The 20,159-nt window shown below is 50.9% G+C and carries 18 protein-coding genes; 12 read left to right on the top strand and 6 right to left on the bottom strand.

The window, feature by feature from the left end:
- Nucleotides 1-457: 457 nt before the first annotated feature.
- From EA392_13600 to EA392_13580, 5 genes are all read left to right on the top strand, one after another.
- Nucleotides 458-1,444, top strand: a complete 987-nt coding sequence (locus EA392_13600; protein ID TVR37131.1) for a ribonucleoside-diphosphate reductase — start codon at nucleotides 458-460, stop codon at nucleotides 1,442-1,444.
- A 24-nt stretch (nucleotides 1,445-1,468) separates the two neighbouring features.
- Nucleotides 1,469-3,829, top strand: a complete 2,361-nt coding sequence (locus tag EA392_13595; protein TVR37130.1) for a ribonucleoside-diphosphate reductase subunit alpha — start codon at nucleotides 1,469-1,471, stop codon at nucleotides 3,827-3,829.
- An 89-nt stretch (nucleotides 3,830-3,918) separates the two neighbouring features.
- Nucleotides 3,919-5,823: a T9SS C-terminal target domain-containing protein gene (locus EA392_13590; GenBank protein TVR37129.1), complete on the top strand. Its 1,905-nt coding sequence runs from the start codon at nucleotides 3,919-3,921 to the stop codon at nucleotides 5,821-5,823.
- 102 nt (nucleotides 5,824-5,925) lie between these two features.
- Complete coding sequence (hemA, locus tag EA392_13585) at nucleotides 5,926-7,164, top strand: glutamyl-tRNA reductase (protein ID TVR37128.1); 1,239 nt, start codon at nucleotides 5,926-5,928, stop codon at nucleotides 7,162-7,164.
- A complete protein-coding gene (locus EA392_13580) occupies nucleotides 7,161-8,729 on the top strand; it encodes a hydroxymethylbilane synthase (GenBank protein TVR37127.1) in 1,569 nt (522 codons plus the stop codon). Before hemA ends, EA392_13580 begins: the two co-directional genes overlap by 4 nt.
- Nucleotides 8,730-8,732: 3 nt before the next feature.
- Here the strand turns inward: EA392_13580 and EA392_13575 are convergent, their stop codons facing one another.
- Nucleotides 8,733-9,911: an acyl-CoA dehydrogenase gene (locus tag EA392_13575; GenBank protein ID TVR37126.1), complete on the bottom strand. Its 1,179-nt coding sequence runs from the start codon at nucleotides 9,909-9,911 to the stop codon at nucleotides 8,733-8,735.
- A gap of 112 nt (nucleotides 9,912-10,023) precedes the next feature.
- Here EA392_13575 and EA392_13570 point away from each other — a divergent pair, with 112 nt between their 5' ends.
- From EA392_13570 to EA392_13550, 5 genes are read left to right on the top strand one after another with little or no spacing between them, the layout of a single operon-like run.
- Nucleotides 10,024-10,707, top strand: coding sequence for a DUF4271 domain-containing protein (locus tag EA392_13570; GenBank protein TVR37125.1), 684 nt, complete (start codon nucleotides 10,024-10,026; stop codon nucleotides 10,705-10,707).
- 28 nt (nucleotides 10,708-10,735) lie between these two features.
- Nucleotides 10,736-11,476, top strand: coding sequence for a uroporphyrinogen-III synthase (locus tag EA392_13565; GenBank protein TVR37124.1), 741 nt, complete (start codon nucleotides 10,736-10,738; stop codon nucleotides 11,474-11,476).
- A gap of 49 nt (nucleotides 11,477-11,525) precedes the next feature.
- Nucleotides 11,526-11,936 carry a ribonuclease P protein component gene (rnpA, locus tag EA392_13560; protein TVR37123.1) on the top strand — a complete coding sequence of 137 codons (411 nt, stop codon included), beginning with the start codon at nucleotides 11,526-11,528 and terminating at the stop codon, nucleotides 11,934-11,936.
- Nucleotides 11,911-13,590 carry a S41 family peptidase gene (locus tag EA392_13555; GenBank protein ID TVR37122.1) on the top strand — a complete coding sequence of 560 codons (1,680 nt, stop codon included), beginning with the start codon at nucleotides 11,911-11,913 and terminating at the stop codon, nucleotides 13,588-13,590. The genes rnpA and EA392_13555 overlap by 26 nt, the downstream gene beginning before the upstream one ends.
- A 21-nt stretch (nucleotides 13,591-13,611) precedes the next feature.
- A complete protein-coding gene (locus EA392_13550; protein ID TVR37121.1) occupies nucleotides 13,612-15,216 on the top strand; it encodes a hypothetical protein in 1,605 nt (534 codons plus the stop codon).
- Here the strand turns inward: EA392_13550 and EA392_13545 are convergent.
- Genes EA392_13545 through EA392_13525 form a run of 5 tightly spaced genes read right to left on the bottom strand, consistent with a single transcriptional unit; the run spans nucleotide 15,213 to nucleotide 18,186 of the window.
- A complete protein-coding gene (locus EA392_13545) occupies nucleotides 15,213-15,977 on the bottom strand; it encodes a glycosyltransferase family 2 protein (protein ID TVR37120.1) in 765 nt (254 codons plus the stop codon). The genes EA392_13550 and EA392_13545 overlap by 4 nt on opposite strands.
- 45 nt (nucleotides 15,978-16,022) lie before the next feature.
- The gene (locus tag EA392_13540; GenBank protein TVR37119.1) at nucleotides 16,023-16,523 is read right to left on the bottom strand and encodes an acetyl-CoA carboxylase biotin carboxyl carrier protein subunit; all 501 of its coding nucleotides are present in this window, start codon (nucleotides 16,521-16,523) and stop codon (nucleotides 16,023-16,025) included.
- 10 nt (nucleotides 16,524-16,533) lie between these two features.
- Nucleotides 16,534-17,010, bottom strand: a complete 477-nt coding sequence (locus EA392_13535) for a ribonuclease HI (protein TVR37118.1) — start codon at nucleotides 17,008-17,010, stop codon at nucleotides 16,534-16,536.
- Nucleotides 17,010-17,594 carry a MarC family protein gene (locus EA392_13530; GenBank protein ID TVR37117.1) on the bottom strand — a complete coding sequence of 195 codons (585 nt, stop codon included), beginning with the start codon at nucleotides 17,592-17,594 and terminating at the stop codon, nucleotides 17,010-17,012. The genes EA392_13535 and EA392_13530 overlap by 1 nt, the downstream gene beginning before the upstream one ends.
- Complete coding sequence (locus EA392_13525; protein ID TVR37116.1) at nucleotides 17,581-18,186, bottom strand: phosphoribosylglycinamide formyltransferase; 606 nt, start codon at nucleotides 18,184-18,186, stop codon at nucleotides 17,581-17,583. Before EA392_13525 ends, EA392_13530 begins: the two co-directional genes overlap by 14 nt.
- A gap of 80 nt (nucleotides 18,187-18,266) precedes the next feature.
- Here EA392_13525 and EA392_13520 point away from each other — a divergent pair, with 80 nt between their 5' ends.
- Together EA392_13520 and EA392_13515 are read left to right on the top strand one after the other, a co-directional pair.
- On the top strand, nucleotides 18,267-19,733 hold the full coding sequence (locus EA392_13520) for a hypothetical protein (protein ID TVR37115.1): 1,467 nt from the start codon (nucleotides 18,267-18,269) through the stop codon (nucleotides 19,731-19,733).
- A 73-nt stretch (nucleotides 19,734-19,806) separates the two neighbouring features.
- Nucleotides 19,807-20,159 (top strand): nitroreductase family protein (locus EA392_13515; protein ID TVR37114.1); only part of this gene is annotated, 353 nt, incomplete at its 3' end.

Below are 20,159 nucleotides of genomic sequence, written 5' to 3'. Positions count from 1 at the left end.
CGACCCCCGGTTTTAGTTCGTCGCTTTTTTTCAAACATTGGTCGGTGTTGAATATGTATTGCCGGGTACCCCGTGCCAAAATTTCAACAGCCCAAAGCCCGAAAAAATCTTTTGAAGAAGTCTGCCACTTGAAAAACTTCGGTGGTTATTGGCCTCGCGGATTTCCGATACCCGCCGTGTTGAAAACTTGAAATGAATGTGGATTAAATTAGATTGCCTCCGAAGTTTATTTTGGCAACTTTTGTGAGCACAACACGGGCCATTTCACCCGTGAACCCGTACGACGAATTTCCTTTCAAAGGCCTGTGAACCAGGTCTTTTTATTCGGAAGATACATCTTCCGCAGAGGGGATTTTCATCTTGCGAAAAAGACATCAAACCATTAAAAAACAGTTAAGTCATGAGCGAAACCAAGGCCACCGAAGCAAACCAAAAAGAAACCAAAATTCAGGAAGTAATGCCCGAAAATGTAACCACCGTAGAACCTATTCTCGCCGAGAATAAAGATCGCTTTGTTCTGTTCCCCATTCAACACAATGATATCTGGGACTTCTACAAAAAGGCGGAAGCGAGTTTCTGGACAGCCGAGGAAATTGACCTTGATGCCGACCTCAATGACTGGAACAACAAGCTTACCGACGACGAGAAGCACTTCATCAAACACGTGCTCGCTTTTTTTGCGGCAAGTGATGGAATTGTAAATGAAAACCTCGCTGAGAACTTCGTGGCCGAAGTGCAATACACCGAGGCTAAGTTTTTCTATGGCTTCCAGATTATGATGGAGAACATCCACTCAGAAACCTATTCGCTGCTCATCGATACCTACATTAAAGACAACGCCGAGAAAGACATGCTCTTTCACGCCATTGAGACCCTTGACTGTGTGAAGAAAAAGGCGCACTGGGCGCTCAACTGGATTGAAAACGCCTCCTTTGCCGAGCGCCTTGTAGCCTTTGCTGCGGTAGAAGGCATTTTCTTTTCAGGAAGCTTCTGCTCCATTTTCTGGCTGAAGAAGCGCGGTCTTATGCCCGGTCTTGCCTTCTCGAACGAGTTGATTTCTCGCGATGAAGGACTCCACTGTGATTTTGCCTGCCTGCTCTACACCCAGCACATCAAGAACAAGTTGCCCGAAGAGCGCGTGCGTCAGATCATTACCGATGCCGTGGAGATCGAGAAGGAATTTGTGTGCGATGCACTGCCCGTACGCCTTATCGGAATGAACGCTGACCTGATGACGCAGTACATTGAATTTGTGGCCGACCGCCTGTTGTTGGAGCTGGGCTGTGAAAAAGTGTATAACGCCACCAACCCCTTTGATTTCATGGAGATGATTTCGCTTCAAGGCAAAACCAACTTCTTTGAAAAGCGCGTAGCCGAATACCAGAAAGCCGGCGTGATGAGCGAAAAAGGTAGCAGCGCATTCACCACCGATGCCGATTTCTAGAAACCACCCTAAAACCAAACTAAGATGTACGTAGTAAAAAGAGATGGCCGCAAAGAGTCGGTCAAATTCGACAAGATTACAGCACGCATCAAAAAGCTGTGCTATGGTTTAAACCCCATTGTGGATCCCACCAAGGTGGCCATGAAGGTGATTGAAGGGGTATATGAAGGAGTATCAACCTCGGAGCTCGATAACCTTGCGGCTGAGGTGGCCGCATCGCAGGTGGTAACCCACCCGGACTACGCATTGCTCGCTTCGCGCATCGTGGTTTCCAACCTTCACAAGAATACCGAGAAGTCTTTTTCAGAAACCATGAAAAGGCTTTACGAATACGAAGACCCCAAAACCGGAGCCAACGCAGCGCTGCTCGCCGATGACGTAAACCAGATCATTCAGGACAACGCCGAACTGCTCGACTCAACCATCATCTACGACCGGGATTTCCGCTACGATTTTTTCGGATTTAAAACCCTGGAGCGTTCATACCTCCTTAAAATTGATGGAAAAGTAGCCGAGCGTCCGCAGCAAATGCTGATGCGTGTGGCTGTGGGGATTCACAAAAACGACCTTGATGCAGCCATTGAGTCGTACCACCTGATGTCTGAAGGCTGGTTTACCCACGCAACCCCTACACTTTTTAACGCAGGTACACCCAAGCCGCAGATGTCGTCTTGCTTCCTCCTCACCATGAAGGAAGACAGCATTCAGGGTATTTACGATACGCTTACCAACTGCGCCAAGATTTCGCAGTCTGCCGGGGGTATCGGACTTTCTATCCACGATATCCGCGCCAAAGGCTCCTACATCAAAGGAACCAACGGAACCTCCAATGGTATTGTGCCCATGCTTAAGGTATTCAACGATACTGCTCGCTACGTGGACCAGGGAGGAGGCAAGCGAAAAGGCTCTTTTGCCATCTATATCGAGCCCTGGCATGCCGATATTCTCGACTTCCTCGACCTCAAGAAAAACCACGGTAAAGAAGAGCTTCGCGCCCGCGACCTGTTCTACGCACTCTGGATTCCCGATTTGTTTATGAAGCGCGTGGAAGAAAACGGCGACTGGACCCTGATGTGCCCCAACGAGTGCCCGGGTCTTAGCGACTGCCACGGTGAAGAATTCGAAAAGCTGTACCTGCGCTACGAGCGCGAAGGAAAAGGCCGCAAGACCATGCGCGCTCAGGAGCTTTGGCAGCAGGTGGTAGAGTCGCAGATTGAAACAGGCACGCCTTACATGCTCTACAAAGATGCCTGCAACGGCAAGTCGAACCAAAAGAACCTCGGTACCATCAAGAGTTCAAACCTCTGCACCGAGATTATTGAGTACACTTCTCCCGATGAGGTGGCCGTGTGTAACCTCGCCTCAGTTGCACTGCCCAAGTTTGTGAAAGACGGAAAATACGATCACAACAAACTCTTTGAGGTGGTGTACCACATGACCGGAAACCTCAACAAGATCATTGATACCAATTACTACCCCATACCTGAGGCACGCCGCAGCAACATGCGTCATCGCCCCATTGGTATCGGTGTACAGGGACTTGCTGATACCTTCATCCAGATGCGCTTTCCGTTCGATTCGGAAGAGGCACGTATGCTGAACCGCGAAATTTTCGAGACCATTTACTACGCCTCGATGACGGCATCTAAGGACCTTGCCAAAGAACACGGACCCTACGAAACCTACGAAGGATCGCCCATTTCAGAAGGAATCTTCCAGTTTGATATGTGGGATGTAAAACCCACCGACCGCTGGGAGTGGGATATACTGCGCGAGGAAATTGCCCGCTACGGAGTGCGCAACTCCCTGTTGCTGGCACCCATGCCAACCGCATCCACCGCACAAATCCTCGGAAACAACGAATGCTTTGAGCCGTACACCAGCAACATCTACACCCGCCGCGTGCTCTCAGGAGAGTTTATCGTGGTGAACAAGTATCTGCTGAAAGACCTTGTGAAGCTCGGTATATGGAACGATGAGCTCAAGAACAAGCTCATTGCCGGAAACGGTTCCGTGCAGCACATTGATGAGATTCCTGACAACCTGAAGGATTTGTACCGCACAGCATGGGAAATCAGCCAGAAGGCTATTCTTGATATGGCTGCCGATCGGGGCGCATACATTTGCCAGTCGCAATCGCTCAACGTGTTTATGGAGAACCCAAGCTTTGCCAAGCTCACCTCCATGCACTTCTACGGCTGGAAAAAAGGCCTCAAAACCGGTATGTACTACCTGCGTACCAAGGCCGCGGCAGACGCCATCAAGTTTACTGTAACCAAGACCCAGCAGGCCGTACCGCAAAACGAGCAAGTGAGCGAGCAGGAAGCGGCAGCCATGGCTTGTTCCATCGAAAATGGCCCCGACTGCGAGATGTGCAGCGGATAGGCCACTGAGATTGTCCGATTTTTTTTTCAAAGCCCCGGCAACTGTCGGGGCTTTTTGTGTCCTATATTTGCTTTGTTCACTTCAAGCCTATGGCCGCGACTAACTGTTATTCACGACTTGCACTCCTCCTTTTCGTGTGCACCGGTATTTTGCCTCTGCATGCGCAGGATTTCGTTCGCCTCACCAGCGAAATCGGGCTGAACCACCACTATCAGCACACGGCCCATATAGGAGGTGGTGCAGTGATCATTGATGTGAACAACGACGGTTTTATGGACCTGTATCTCCCCGGTGGAAACGGAACAGACAAGATACTCATCAACCAGAACGGTGAGTTTTTTACCGACATTACCACCTCTACGGGCCTTGGCATGATTACCAATCGATACACCCTGGGGGGCGTTGCCGGCGATTTTAACAACGACGGTTGGGAAGACCTGCTCATCACCACATGGCGCTTTGTAACCACCTGGGGAGGGCCCAATTTTGATGTTTCGAATGTGCTGATGATAAACAACGGCGACAACACCTTTACCAACATGACTGGTATTTCGGGCCTGATGGACGCGGGCTTCAGCGCCTCGGCCACTTTGGTAGATGTGAATCAGGACGGATTTCTAGATATCTATGTGGCCAATTACGTTGAGCAAACCAACCTGCTTTTCGATCCGGAAACGAACCAGGTAAATGGATTTGCGCACGAGTGTCAGGATAATTTCCTGTTTATCAACGAGGCCGGGCTGAACTTTGTCAATCAGGCCGCGCAATACGGCGTAAACGACAATGGCTGCGGCCTGGCGGCAACGGCCTCTGATTTTGATTTCGACGGCTACCCCGATTTGATGGTCATCAATGATTTTGGCCAGTGGGTGGTTCCAAACAAGCTGTATCGCAACGAGGGGAATGGCTTTGCGGACATATCTCAGGCGTCGGGTGCGGATGTCGGCATCTACGGCATGGGTGTGGCCATTGGCGATTACGATGAGGACGGGGACCTTGATTACTACATTACCAACCTGGGCCGAAACGTACTGCTAAGACAGGATTCGGTAGGGGTTTTTACAGACATTACCACGGAGGCCGGTGTGGAAAACGCTCAAATCGGCAACTTTAACACCACAGGTTGGGGCACCTTCTTTTTTGACTACGACAACGACAGCCACCTCGACCTGTTTGTGAGCAACGGCCAGATTCCGGCGGCGCCGTTTATTGCCACCGCCATGTACGATCATAACAAGCTGTACCGAAACAACCAGGACGGCACGTTTACAGACATTGCTCCTGAGCACCTGCTAAACGACAGCTCCATGAGTCGCGGAGCAGTGGTGTTCGACTTCAACAACGACGGAAAGCTGGACATTCTGGTGGTAAGTTTTTCGGGAGGAGCCGGTCACGTACCTACCCAAACGGCGTTGTTTCTCAATCAGTCAGACAACGACTACCATTACATCATGTTTAAGTTGGTCGGTACTACTGTAAACAAAAGTGCCATAGGAGCACGGGCCGAGTTGTTCGCCGGAGGGCGGAGATTGATTCGCGAGGTGGATGCCGGTTCGGGTTTTGCCTCGCACAATGACAAAAGATTGCACTTTGGCCTGGGAGAAATGGATCAGGTAGATAGCGTGCTTGTGTTCTGGCCGGGAGTCGCGAAGCCACAGGTGGTGTATCAGCCTGAGGTGGATCAGATTCACACCATTGTTCAGGAAGACATTGTAACATCCACCTCACACTTAGATGACGACTTGAATTTCCGCATCTTTCCCAATCCCACCAACGGAAGACTTACCCTGCACTGGCCCAACGAAAGCGGCGAAGTTCACCTCAGTTTGCTCAATACTTCAGGCCTTGTGATAACGAGCGAACAGCGATTTTTTGGCGCCAACGAACAGGTTGATCTGAGTCACTGGTTGAACAGGTGCCCACCCGGCCTCTACATCGTTCGGGCCGACAGCCCAACGGGCACCCATTGGGCGCGACTATCGGTGATCCGATAGCTTATTTAGAACCCGTCCATATAAGGGGTTCTGACAAAACCATGACAAAAGAAATGTGCGAAACCTCCAATTTTGTAGCGGTAAAAAGCACTTCAGACTCACTTGGACGGTCTAAAAATAATTTGTTTCACCCATCGCACGGCCTCACTGGAGCAGGTTGGGTTTTTTCACGTGGATGATAGCCAGCGTTCTACGCGGTTAAAATCCATTCGCGATGCCTTGGGCATGAACGAGCTGATGTATCTCTCAACCTGCAATCGCGTAGAGTTCATTTTTCATGGTCCCGATGCGGTAGATACCACCTTTCTGCAGCACCTTCACCACCAGCTTTTTCCCGAAAAAGCTCCCGTCACCCCCGAGAAGTTTGTAGAAATCGCCGAGGTGTACGAGGATGAAGAAGCAGTGACCCACCTCTTTCGGGTGGCAGCATCGCTTGATTCCATGGTGGTGGGTGAGCGGGAAATCATCACCCAGGTGCGCCAGGCATTTGAGCAGTCAAAACAACTGGGTCTTTCAGGAGACAATATCCGCGTGCTGCTCCGTAAAACCATTGAAACCGCCAAGCGCATCTACACTGAAACGGCTATTGCCCGAAAGCCCGTTTCGGTAGTGTCATTGGCTTATCACGCACTACGCGATTTGAACGTAAATCTCGAAGCCCGGGTGATTATGGTGGGTGCAGGAAAAACCAACCGCGCCATGAGCAAATTTTTGCGCAAGCACGGCTACACCAACTTTAACGTTTACAACCGCACGCCTGAGCGCGCCGCTGCCCTCGCGGCCGACCTTAATGGCAAGGGCTACGGTCTCGACGAACTCAAAAACCACAGTGGCGGATTCGACGTGCTTATCACCTGTACAGGATCGGTTGATCCGGTAATTACCTCCGAATTGTACGAACACCTTCTGCAAGGAGAAACCGACAAAAAAGTAATCATCGACCTGGCCATTCCCAATGATGTGCAGGCCGAAGTGGTGAAAAACAACAAAGTGCGCTACCTCGAAGTAGAAAGCCTTCAGGCCATTGCCGCAGAGAATCTGGAATCCCGTCGCGAAGAAGTTCAGAAATGTGAAGCCATACTCGCAGAGAGCATCCGTGAATTTGGCTTTATGTACCGCGAGCGCCAGATTGAGCGCGCCATGGGAGCCATCCCAAAGCAAATCAAGGAGATTCGCCACCTTGCTACCACGCAGATTTTCGAGCGCGACCTCAGCCAACTTGATCCTAACTCCAAAGAAATTCTGGAGCGCGTAATGGACTACATGGAGAAAAAATACATCGGCCTACCCATGAAAATGGCCAAGGAAATCCTCATCCAGAACCGACGCCCCGTCTCTTGAATCCCCTCGCCAACCGCACCGTTGTTATAGGAAGCCGCGGTAGCGACCTCGCGCTTTGGCAGGCGCACCACGTGCAATCACAGCTTCAGGAGCTCGGCATTGTTACCCGCATTGAAATCATCAAAACCCAGGGCGATATTATTCAACACCTCAGTTTCGACAAAATGGAAGGTAAGGGGTTCTTCACCAAAGAAATTGAGGCTGCCTTGCTCGATAAGTCCATTGACCTGGCCGTGCATTCGCACAAAGATCTCGAAACAACTGCGCCCCCGGGCCTGGTGGTGGCGGCCGTATCGGAGCGTGAGAATCCGGCAGAGCTGCTGCTTATGCACCCACACGCCTATGACCCGCTGAAGCCACTGCATCTTCGTGAAGGCGCGGTGGTCGGAACCTCGGCGGCCCGCAGAAAAGGTCAGTTGAAAATGTGGAGACGTGATTTGCAAATCAAAGATCTCCGTGGAAATGTGCCCACGCGCATTCAAAAATTGCAGCGCGGTGATTACGATGCAATTCTGCTGGCTCGTGCCGGAATGACGCGACTGGAGTTGAAACCCCAGGAAATCATCATCGAAGAGCTCGACCCCCGCTGGTTTGTTCCTGCTCCCGCACAGGGCGTGCTGGCACTTCAGGTGCGTGAGGATGACAGCGAACTGTTCCAGGCGCTTCAGCCGTTAAACAGCAGCGAAGTTGCGGCCAACATTGGCCGTGAACGCGGTGTATTGAAACAACTACAGGGAGGGTGTCAGGTACCTTTCGGTGCGCTGTGCAGCGCGGAGAATGGCTCTATGCAATACTGGGCGTTTCTGGCCAACAGGTCGGGTGAAGCCCCGCGCAGAGTGTATTTCACTGGGAGCTCTGCCGACTTCAGCGCAGATAAGATGCTGGCCAAACTTCAAGCCCCGCGCAACAAGCGCGTACTGGTTACCCGCGAAATGCGTCCCGATGGAACTGCCTTTCGGATGTTGCAGGAGGCCGGCTGTGAAGTCGCCCAACAATCCTTTATAAACATCCTGCCTCTGCCGCATGATGCACCCGATTGGAAAAAAGTGAACTGGCTGTTTTTTACTTCCGCCAACGCTGTGGAACACTTCTCCTACCTTTCATCTAAACCCGGCGATGTGCGTGTGGCAGTGATAGGAAAGGGAACCATGCAGCGACTGGCAGACCTCGGTATCGAAGCCGATTTTGTGGGCCTGGGAAACACGTCTGATGTAGCGGAGGTGTTTCGCGAGGAACTGGGCAACGGACACGCGCTGGTTGTGTGCGCCTCCAACGGAATGCGCACAGTGCAGCGCGCCTTAAAGCCCGAACATTTCACCGAGATCCATGCCTACCGGACCGAAGAGGCTCCCGCTTTGGTAAAAGAATCTTTTGATATCATCGCGTTCACGTCTCCGAGTAATGTGCGTGCATTTTTTGCCTCAGCGGATATCGGAGTAAATACGCAATGCGTGGCTATTGGCAGAGCCACAGCGCGCGAAATTGAGAGCAGGGGCTACTCCTGTGCGGTGGCGTGGGAAACCACTGAAGAGGCACTGGCCGACACCATTCTCGGCTTGGATTAAACCCTACTTGAAAGCGGCCTCTCCGGTAATGTCGTGCCCCGTAATCAACAAATGAATGTCGTGCGTACCCTCGTAGGTGATCACACTTTCCAGGTTCATCATGTGGCGCATAATAGGATACTCGTTGGTAATTCCCATCCCGCCGTGAATTTGTCGTGCTTCGCGGGCAATTTCAATCGCCATGTTCACATTGTTTCGCTTGGCCATGGAGATTTGAGCGGTGGTGGCGCGTCCTTCCTCACGGAGTTGGCCGAGGCGGAAGGTAAGCAGTTGCGCCTTGGTGATTTCGGTAATCATTTCGGCCAGTTTTTTCTGCTGAAGCTGAAACGCACCAATGGGTTTTCCGAATTGCTGACGCTCTTTTGAGTAGCGCAGGGCAGAGTCGTAGCAATCAAGCGCGGCACCGATGGCACCCCAGGCAATGCCGTATCGGGCGCTGTCGAGGCACATCAGCGGCGCACCCAGCCCGGATTTTCCCGGAAGGAGGTTTTCTTTCGGTACTTTCACATTGTCGAACACAAGCTCGCCGGTATCTGAAGCTCGCAAGCTCCATTTTCCTTTGATTACAGGCGTGGTAAAACCTTCCATGCCGCGCTCTACAATCAACCCATGAATTCGTCCCTCCTCATTTTTGGCCCAAACCACTGCGATGTCGGCAAAGGGTGAGTTGGAAATCCACATTTTGCTTCCGTTGAGCAGGTAGTGGTCGCCCATGTCTTTAAAGTTGGAGAGCATGCCACCGGGATTGGAGCCGTGATCGGGCTCGGTAAGGCCGAAACAACCAATCATTTCGCCCGATGCAAGTTTGGGCAGGTATTTTTTGCGCTGTTCTTCGCTTCCGAATTTATAAATCGGGTACATTACCAAAGAGCTTTGCACCGATGCAGTTGAGCGTAATCCGCTATCGCAGCGCTCCAGCTCCTGCATGATAAGTCCGTACGCAATTTGATCCATGCCGGCTCCACCGTATTCTTCGGGGATATAGGGCCCAAAAGCACCAATTTCACCCAAGCCGGGAATGAGTTGCTTTGGAAATTTGCCTTGTTCGTAGTAGTCTTCAATAATCGGCGAAACTTCGCGCTTTACCCAGGCGCGGGCTGTATCGCGCACCAGTTTGTGCTCTTCAGTGAGCAGCTCATCCATTAAATAATAGTCGTGCGACTGGAATTGATCAGTTCTCATAACGGGTTTTTATTGCGGCGCAAAGGTAGCCATTTAAGGAGTGTGTTCAGGTCAAAATACAAATGGGGGCATATGTTTGTTTAGCTCAGAATTACCGACTTTAGCCGCATTTATGGATGGTTTGGACAGAATACAACCTTTTTTGCAGGAAGACTGGATGTTGGCCTTGCTGCTCGTTGTGTTGGTTGGCCTGGCCTTTATCCGCTACGCATACCCGCGGCGGCTTCATCGCCTGGTGCAGGCACTGTTGCGGGTGCGTATTTTGCTGCAATTGATGCGCGAGGAGATGGTGCTCACCCATCACACTGCCTTGATTTTGTTTTTGTCGTTTTCTGCTACATCGGCACTACTTTTATATCTGGCCGCACATCATTTTGGCTGGGCCGTAACCGAATTACTGGGCCCGGCTTTGTTCCCGGTGTTTTTTGGGCTGGTAACACTGGTATATGCGGGTAAGATTGTGGTGGTGAAAACCATTCAGGTTCTGTTCCTGATTCAAACCATTCTTTGGGAATACCTCAACTATACTTTTGTGGTAAATGCCTTGCTTGGAATTGCTTGGATTCCTTTGCTGTTGATTGCCCTTGTAAGTTCGGAGGGTGTGCTTCAGGGCGTGCTTTACTCAGCGCTTGGGATTTTTGCCCTTGGCTGGCTGGTGCGGGTGGGGCAGGGAATTATGCTGGCTTTCAACCAAAGGGTGCCGGGCGTGTACATTATTTTGTACCTTTGCGCACTCGAAATTTTACCCCTCATGGTATTGGCCAGATGGGTGCTTTCAGGAAGTTTCGAGGCATAGTCTGAATCACGCAAAAAAGGCAGGGAAGTTGAAAGTAAAAACGATACTCGTATCACAGCCAGAGCCTAGCACCGAAAAATCACCGTACTTCGATCTTGCTAGCAAGTACAAGCTTAAAATCGATTTCAGGCCCTTCATCCACGTAGAAGCAGTGCCGGCTAAAGATTTCCGCAAGCAAAAAATCAGCATTTTGGAGCATACAGCGGTGATTTTAACCAGCAGAAATGCGGTTGATCACTTTTTCCGTATGTGTACCGAAATGCGAATTACGGTGCCGGATTCATTGAAATATTTCTGTATTTCGGAGGCTACGGCTTACTACCTTCAAAAGTACGTAACCTACCGAAAACGAAAGATTTTCTTTGGAAGTCAGACTTTTGCAGATTTGATGGACGTCATCAAAAAGCACAAAAACGAAAAGTTTCTGTTGCCTGTTTCCGATATTCACAAGCAGGACATGATTACCATGCTCAACGCGGCAAATATCCGTTACAGCAAGGGCATTTTCTACCGCACGGTGGCAAGTGACCTCAGCGACCTAAAAGAGGTAAACTACGACATGCTCGTGTTTTTTAGCCCGAGTGGAATTAAATCTCTGCTCGAGAACTTTCCCGATTTCCGCCAAAACGGAACACGCATTGCCGCCTTTGGACCTACCACCTCTCAGGCGGTTAAGGATGCCGGACTGCGTTTGGACCTGCACGCACCTGCTCCCGGCACGCCGTCCATGACCATGGCCATTGAGCAGTACATCAAGAAAGAAAAATAACCCGGCATTGGCTCTGCGCCTGAGGTCATTCCGCTATTTTTGACCCATAATGCGCAATACTTTCCGAAAAAGCGAACGACTCAACGGCAAAAAGGCCTTAGAAGAGGTTTACCGCCATGGGAGAGTTGTAAAATGTTACCCCTTTATTGCGCGATACAAGCCAGCTGATCAAGAAGAAAGCTCGCCTGTAAGGCTCGCCATCAGCGTGCCCAAAAGAAAGGTAAAACGAGCGGTGAACCGAAACAGAATTAAACGCCATGTACGTGAAGCCTACCGCATCCGGAAGCACGAACTTTATGATTTGCTCCAGTCTGCGAACCAACACTGGCATGTGTTGCTTATCTTTGTGGGAAGCGCAGATGTGAGCCAAAAAATCGTAAACGAAAAAATATCCTCCATACTGGCACGTTTTTGCGAGGAAGTTGTGAACAAGCATGAAACAGATGAAGACAAGAAATAAATGGCTCATAGCCGCCCTTGCCGCAGTGCTGATTACCGGCGCCGGTTTTACAACCGTCAAGCTAACAGACAATTACTTTGAAATCTCCAAAAACCTCGAGATTTTCACCACCCTTTACCGTGAGCTGAACATTTACTACGTAGATGAAACCAACCCAGGTGAACTGATGAAAACGGGCATTGACGCCATGCTCGAGTCGCTCGACCCCTACACCAATTTTATTCCTGAAGCCGACATGGAAGACTACCGCTTCATGACCACCGGGCAGTACGGAGGTATAGGGTCTTTGATTCGAACAGTTGATGGAGACGTATACATTTCAGAACCTTATGAAGGATTTCCTGCCCACAAAAGTGGATTGAAGGCCGGCGATAAGGTGATTGAAGTGGACGGAGTTACCATCGCCGATAAAGACCAGGAACAGGTAAGCAAATTGCTCAAAGGTTCGGCGGGATCAGTTGTGAAAATCAAGGTGCAGAGCTATGGCGATGACAAGCCCCGCATGGTTGAAGTTAAACGCGAGGAGATTAAAATACCCGATGTCCCATTCTACGGTATAATTGATGAAGGCACCGGCTACATCAAGCTAAACAGCTTTACGCGTACCGCCGGAAAAAGCGTGCGCGAGGCCTTCCAGGATCTCAAGAACAATGAGGGAATGGAAAAACTTGTGCTCGACCTGCGAGGTAATGGCGGGGGCTTGCTGGTAGAAGCCGTGAATATCACCAATATGTTTATCCCCAAGGGCCTTGAAGTGGTTAGTACGCGGGGCAAAATCACAGACTGGGACAAAACCTACAAAGCCATCAATGAGCCGCTCGACACCGAAATTCCGCTGGTTATTCTTGTGGATGAAGGCTCAGCCTCGGCGTCAGAAATTGTGTCGGGAGCACTGCAGGATTACGACAGGGCTGTTGTGATAGGGCGCAACACCTTCGGAAAAGGTTTGGTGCAGCAAACCCGTGATCTTTTCTACAACTCCAAGCTCAAGCTCACCGTTGCCAAGTATTACATCCCCAGCGGCCGTTGTATTCAGCGAATTGACTATGCGCATAAAGACATTGAAGGAGGAGTGAAAGAAATTCCCGACTCACTTCTTCATCGCTTCGAAACCGTGGGTGGCCGCGAAGTAATTGACGGGCGTGGTATTGAGCCGGATATTCTCATAGAGTCAGAGAAGATGCACAAAATCCTCATGGCTTTGCTCGAAAAGAACCTCTTCTTCAAATATGCGAACAAATTCTCGCTTGAGAATGAAGACATCGGTCCACCCGAAAAGTTTGGACTAACTGACGAGCAGTATGACCACTTTGCAGACTTTGTCATCAGCTTTGATGTGAGCTACACCACCAGTACTGAAAAGGCCTTTGAGCGCTTGCTCACCACGGCCCGTGAGGAAGGTTACTACGACCCGGCTACCCATGAGTTTGAAAAGCTGCGAGAGCGCATCAAGCCTTATGGCCGCAATGATTTGTACAATTTCCGCAGAGACATACAGTTGGTGCTCGAAGACGAAATTGTATCGCGCTACCACTACCAAACCGGACGCATTAAGGCTGCGCTTGCCAAAGACCCTGCTGTGGATGAAGCCCGAACTGTGCTGAAAAATGGCACCTACAAACAAATACTCAGCGCGGCATATACCCGCAAATAATCGGGAGGTAAGCGCTACCTGATGAAAGCCGATCGGCATACCTTGCACAGGTCGGTGTTCTTTGCCAGCATCGTGATGATGGTCACCGGCATCGCCGTCAGCAAGTTTATTTTGAGCATGGCCGGCTTGCTGATGGCGGTGAACTGGCTGCTTGAATTCCGATACATAGAAAGGCTCCGCGCTCTTTGGCCAAACCGAATGGCGCTGCTTTTACTGGCACTCTTCTTTGTGCATGCCTTGTGGCTCATTCCTTCGTCTGATGTGGGTTACGGGCTCCACGATATCCGGATTAAATTACCCCTGCTTTTGCTACCGGTGGTGCTGGCCACAGAGCCGATCATGTCTGTACAGCGCTTGCGCAGGATTTTGTGGGTGTTTGTTGCGGCCGTGCTTCTTGGAAGCGTCATGGCCTGGGCTCACTATTTCACGGTATTCAACCCGGATACGGATGATTTTCGCCGTGTGGTGTTTTTCAATTCTTCGGTGCGATTTTCCATTTTGGCTGTGATGGCCATGCTGTTTGTGCTGTACGAAGCCATGAATCAACGCTTCCGCAAATGGGCCGCAATAGTCATTTTACTTTGGCTCCTTGGTTTTCTGGTGTTTCTGCAATCGCTCACCGGGATGCTGATGTTTGTGGTTGCTCTGCTCACCTGGGGTTTGGTTTTCGGTTATCACCGTGCTGAGGGTCTCACCAGGAGGGCGTTGCTGGCTCTGCCTGTGCTCACTCTCGTAGTGGGCTTCGTTGTTTTTTCTTCCATGTTCAATGCCTACCTAACCCCCAACGACCACCCTGATAACAAGGAGCCATTTGCCCGCGAGTCGGCGTTTGGAACGGCCTATTGGCACGTGCCGGAGAATTCTGAAATAGAAAACGGCCACTACATTTACCGGTACATAGCCATGCCCGAGTTGGAGCGGGCATGGGGGGCGCGTAGCGACAAGGACTTTTTCGGAAACGACGCCCGCGGACAAGAACTGAGGTTTACCCTTATCCGTTATATGGCTTCGCTGGGATTGCGCAAGGACTCACTGGGGATGGCCGAGCTACAACCAGCAGATATTGACCGCGTGCAGCTGGGATACACCTCTGCATCGCAACCAGCCAACCCCATTGCTCGCCGTCTTGAAAGCACTTTTTTTGAAATCAACGCCTACCGAAACGGCGCCTCTCCGCAAGGAAGCACCATTGCTCAGCGCATAGCATTTGTTCAAACGGGCTGGCGTGTGGCTAAAAAGTATGGGCTGTTGGGTGTTGGCACCGGAGACGTAAACCATGCCATGCTGCAACAGTACGAACTGGACGAGGCCAAGCTGGATGCCGACCACCGGCGACGGCCGCACAATCAATACCTCACCCTGCTCATTGCCTTTGGCTTGCCGGGAGCTGCATTGTTTCTCTTTCTTGTAGTGAATAGTGTTGTCATTGCTTTTCGCAGAGCCGACCTGCTTGCCACGGCCTTTGCGGTGATTGCGGCGCTTACTTTTCTGGCCGAAGACACGCTGGAAACACAGGTTGGAGCAACCTTTTTTGCGTTTTTCTACTGCCTGTTTTTTGTGTTTAGGGTGAAGGAAGACGAAAAACGCCCGTTTCACTTTAACGAACCCTTCCGCGATTCACTTTAGCCCTTTTTGGCCGTATCGCGCTGCTGAAGCTCCAGTAGTTTGGAATGCTTTGCAAACACGGTCCAGCAGCCGGCGGCAATGTGTATAAGCCCCGCTGTTCCATCTAAAAACCCCAGTCTCAAAAAGTAAAATTTCACAAAGCGCACCCACGGGCTGAACAGGAGTTTGAACAGGCTAAATCTTTCACCATTTGCAAAAAGCTGCTCCGCCTGAAGGCTGGTGTAGCGGTTGTGTTTGTGAAGGTATTGCTGAAGCGTATCGGCAGATTGATGCATCAGGTCACCCTTGAGGCGGCCCACCTTTCCAGAACAATGAACGGCCTCGTGTACACGGTCTTCGCGCCAGTTTGCCTTATTGCGATTGTAGAGGCGGAGGCTGTAATCCGGATAGCCCTCACCATGCCTCAACCAGCGACCAAGAAACAGGTTTCTGCGGGGCATTTCATAGGCATCAGCCTCGGGATTTTGAAGCACATCGGCAATGGATTGCTTCAAAGCATCACTCAGCCATTCGTCGGCATCCAGGGCCAGTACCCAGTCGTGACGTGACTGCGATGTCGCAAATTTCTTCTGGGCGCCAAAACCCAACCAGTTTTGATGCACCACCCGGGCTCCGGCTTTTTCTGCGAGGGCAACGGTATCATCCGTGCTACCTGAATCTACGACCAAAATATCATCAGAAAGCCCCTGTACCGAACGGATGCATCGATCAATGCGCTCGGCTTCGTTAAGGGTAATGATTACAACAGATAGGGGCTGCATGCTGTGCGCGGTTGCCTCAAAGATAGTTCTTTGCCTAAAAGCGCACTACCCGAAGCTTACCAGCAACTGGTTTTTCTCAACAGTCTGGCCTTTTTCAATGTGAATGGATTGCACCGTGGCATCGCCGGCAGCTTTAATCACATTCTCCATTTTCATAGCCTCGAGAATAAGCACGGGGTCGCCTTTCTTCACTTCATCGCCGGGCTTCACGGCAACAGACACCACCAAACCGGGCATGGGTGCTTTCAGCTCATTCATTTTAGCACCCGCGGCTGCTGACATGCCCATTTTTTCGAGCAATTCATCAAATTCATCGCGCAGAGCAACAGTATAGGTGCGGTTGTTAACCAAAAGGGTAACACTTTTGGTCTCCTCATCTTTGCCTACGAGTCGAACCTCGTAAGAGCGTGTACCTGCTATCAGGTGCCATTCGTTATTGCCGATGGCCTTCAGGTCGTAGCACACCTTTTTCCCGTCCATCACAGCAAGGCCGTCTTCGGGTAGTTCTAGCGATAATTCGCGATTGTTGAGTTTTGCTTTGTACATCTTCCGTGCTTTAAAACAAGGTATTGCCTTGTTGTTCTATTGCTTCAAATCCTTGGTCGGGCGGCAGGTTGCGTCCTTGGGCAGCTTTCACTGCAAGGTGATCACAGCGTTCATTCATGGGGTGTCCTGCATGCCCTTTTACCCACACAAAGTTAACACGATGTTGCCGATAGATGCGCAAAAAGCGCTCCCAAAGGTCCTGATTCTTTTTCTTCTTGAAACCCGTTCGTTCCCAGTTAAACACCCAGCCTTTCTCAACGGCATCCACAACATACCTGCTGTCGCTGTACACCGTAACCTGCTGATTGGGCAATTTCAGCATTTCGAGCCCAACAATCACGCTTAGCAATTCCATTCGGTTGTTGGTGGTACGCCGAAACCCCGCCGACACCTCTTTGTAGTGCTTGCCCGAGCGCAAAATGAGGCCGTAACCACCGGGTCCGGGATTACCCAGCGATGAGCCGTCGGTATAGATTTCAATGGCCATCAGCTGAACAATTGCTTGGCGTTGCTCGAAAACAGTTTCACAGCGATAGCCAGCAGAATCACCCCAAATACCTTCTTCACAATGGCCAGACCCACCTCGCCCAGCAAGCGTTCTACTTTGTTGGTTAGTTTCAGCACCATGTACACAAACACCATATTGACAAGAATGGCTATCACAATGTTGATGGTATCGAATTCGGCGCGCAACGACACGAGGGTCGTCATAGAGCCGGCTCCGGCAATAATGGGAAACGCCAGCGGTACCACACTTGCTACCTTACGCGGGGCTTGTTCGTGTTTGAAAATTTCCACGCCCAAAATGAGCTCCAGGGCCAGAAAGAAAATCACAAACGATCCTGCCACCGCGAATGAATAGATGTCAATACCGATAAGTTTGATGAGTTTTTCTCCCACAAACAGAAACACCAGCATAATCAGGAGCGACACAAAAGTGGCTCTTTCAGAGCTAATGTCACCGGATTTCTTCTTGATATCAAGAATGATGGGGATGGATCCCAGGATGTCGATCACCGCAAACAGCACCAGCGTGGCTGTGAGGGCTTGTAAAAAATCAAAGTGTTCCATTTGGGCTTAGGTGGGAGTTGAGAAGTTCCTCAATAACCTGAGGGTAATGTTGGTGTTCGAGGATGTGGATGCGGGCTGCAAGGCTTTGTGGCGTATCACCGGCCTGTACCGGACAACGTGCCTGAAAGAGAATTGCTCCTTCGTCGTATTGAGCATTGACGCGGTGAATAGTGATACCACTCTCCCTCTTTCCCGCTTCGATAACGGCCTTGTGCACATGGCTGCCGTACATTCCTTTTCCGCCGAAGTCAGGCAGCAAAGCAGGGTGAATATTCACAATGCGATCGGGGAACGCGGCCAACACATTTTCAGGAATTTTTCGAAGAAAACCTGCCAGGATCACCCAGTCAACCCGGTGTTTCAGCAGCATGGAAGCCAATTGCGTCGAGATGTCGCAGTTGGGCACAACAGCAGAGGAAACTCCATGCTGACGCGCAACGTTTAGCACGCCGGCCTCAGGGTTGTTTGTTACAATGAGCACTACCTTGCCAAGCGGGTTGCCGGCGAAGTGGCTGCAAATGGCATCGGCGTTGGTTCCGGTGCCCGAAGCCAGAATGGCAAGGGATTGAGGGGCTTTTTTCACGGGCCGCAAAGGTAGGGTATTTTCTGTGTGGCCGGAGTTTAACGTTGTGATGAGACCCTTGCACCGCGGATTGTATCTTTACCCGCATCATGAGGGCCAACCATTTGTTGCATCGCATTTACCCCTATGTGCTTACCGTGCTGTTTGCGCTGTCGGCCGGGTTGTATGGGGCTGCGTTTTACCCGATGCTCACAGCCGATCACGCCATCCATGTGATGATGGCCAAACAGTTCGATGTATCACACAGCCTGTATTATTGGGGGCAGGATCGCCTGGGAAGTTTGTTGCCGGGGCTTACATGGCCGTTGGCTCAAGTGGTCCACCCGCTATACGCCATCACACTTGTTCAAATGCTTGTGCTTTTTGGGGCGTGGTATTGCTGGAGCAGGTGGTTACAGCACAAACACCACCGCCTTCTGCTGGCGTTGAGTTTGTGGTTTCCTCCTTTGGTGTTCGACCCGCTGGTGGCCATCGGGCAGCCTTATGCGCTGATGTTGTTGCTTTGGGGGGTGGCTTTCTTGTTGCAACGCAGGGCAAATGGTTGTCTTTGGCGCACTGCCGCCTCTTTTTTCGTGCTTGGCCTTGCGGTGTATGTGAGCGAGGCGGGATTGCTTGCCATCCCTTTGATGTTGTGGTGGCTATCAGCCAAACTTCGCATAGACAAGAAAAAACCATTTGTGCCGGCACTCCTGAAGCATCTCGGTATAGCATTGGCGGCCTCGGTTCCGGTGGTTTTGCTCATTCTGGCAGCCAAGAAGAATTCAACCCGGATTCCGATATACGGGGCTAAACCCCTTAACACCCCTATTGAGGCATTGGGTTTTGCCCAGCAGTTGTGGAATGAGTTTGCAGACCAATGGGCGGAGTCTGTTGTGTGGGCAACTCCCTATGGCTGGGCGCAGGCAATGGCGCTGTTGCTTCTGTTGTCAGTGCCTCTTAGCCTGTTGCTATGGCGTCGTTTATCGGGTGGTGAGTTGCGCGAGGTATTGTTGCTTTTTGCCCTTTTCGGGGGATATTTGGGTACTGTGTTGATGGCAAACTGGCCGGCAAGCGTTCCGTATTCCGAGCGCTTCTTTTCGCCTTTGTACTTTCTGGGCCCATTGTACTTGCTTCGACTGACAGAGGGGTTGAGGGTGGCTGCTTTTCGTTTCGCTGCAAGTGCGCTCATAGGGTTGATGTGTTTGATTTTTAGCCTGAGAAGCGCGATTCTGATCCTTGGTCCGCCACCAGTGTTTGACGATCGTTTATCGGCACACGACGCGCGAAATTTCCCCATTGAGCAAGGTGCCACCTATATTGGCGACTATTGGAATGTGTATCTGCTCGGGGCTTTTTTTCCGCATGGTGTGCAGTACGTTCCGCACGATGATGACTATGTTCGTCACCGTGAATTTCTGCACAGCGCGTTTCAGGGAGAGGCTATCTATCTTATTGCAAATCATTGGATGGAAGATTTTCCTGAGCAGGTTCTGCAGCACGGCTACTACCTGCAAAGGATGGGAGATCCGCAGGATCATCGGGGCTACAGATTTTGCGAGTACCGCCAGGCAGACTGACCGTAAAATACCAATCGATGGTGGTATACGCCGGGATTTATGTACATTCACCTCAAATTATGAGCAGGTTACGATGACCAACGAAGCATTTATCTCTCTTGACCACAGGGAGTTCAGCCCTGCAGAAATGCATCAAAGAGCCGATGCTTTCTTTGAGCTGATGAATCGTCGCCGAAGCGTCCGTGCTTTTTCAACACGAGCAATAGACCGGGCCGTTATTGACCGCATCATTCAAACAGCGTCCACTGCACCATCCGGAGCCCACAAACAACCCTGGACTTTTTGTGTGGTTACCAACCCGGAGCTCCGCACAGCAATAAGAAAACAAGCAGAGCACGAAGAGCGAATCAGCTACGAAAGCAGAATGTCTGACAAATGGCTAAAAGACCTCGAACCACTGGGAACTGATGCCATCAAGCCCTATAT

Source organism: Cryomorphaceae bacterium, from assembly GCA_007695365.1.
In the GTDB taxonomy this organism is placed as follows: domain Bacteria; phylum Bacteroidota; class Bacteroidia; order Flavobacteriales_D; family SKUL01; genus SKUL01.
Note: the sequence above shows the minus strand (reverse complement) of the source record. Positions and strands in the feature narration are given on the sequence as shown.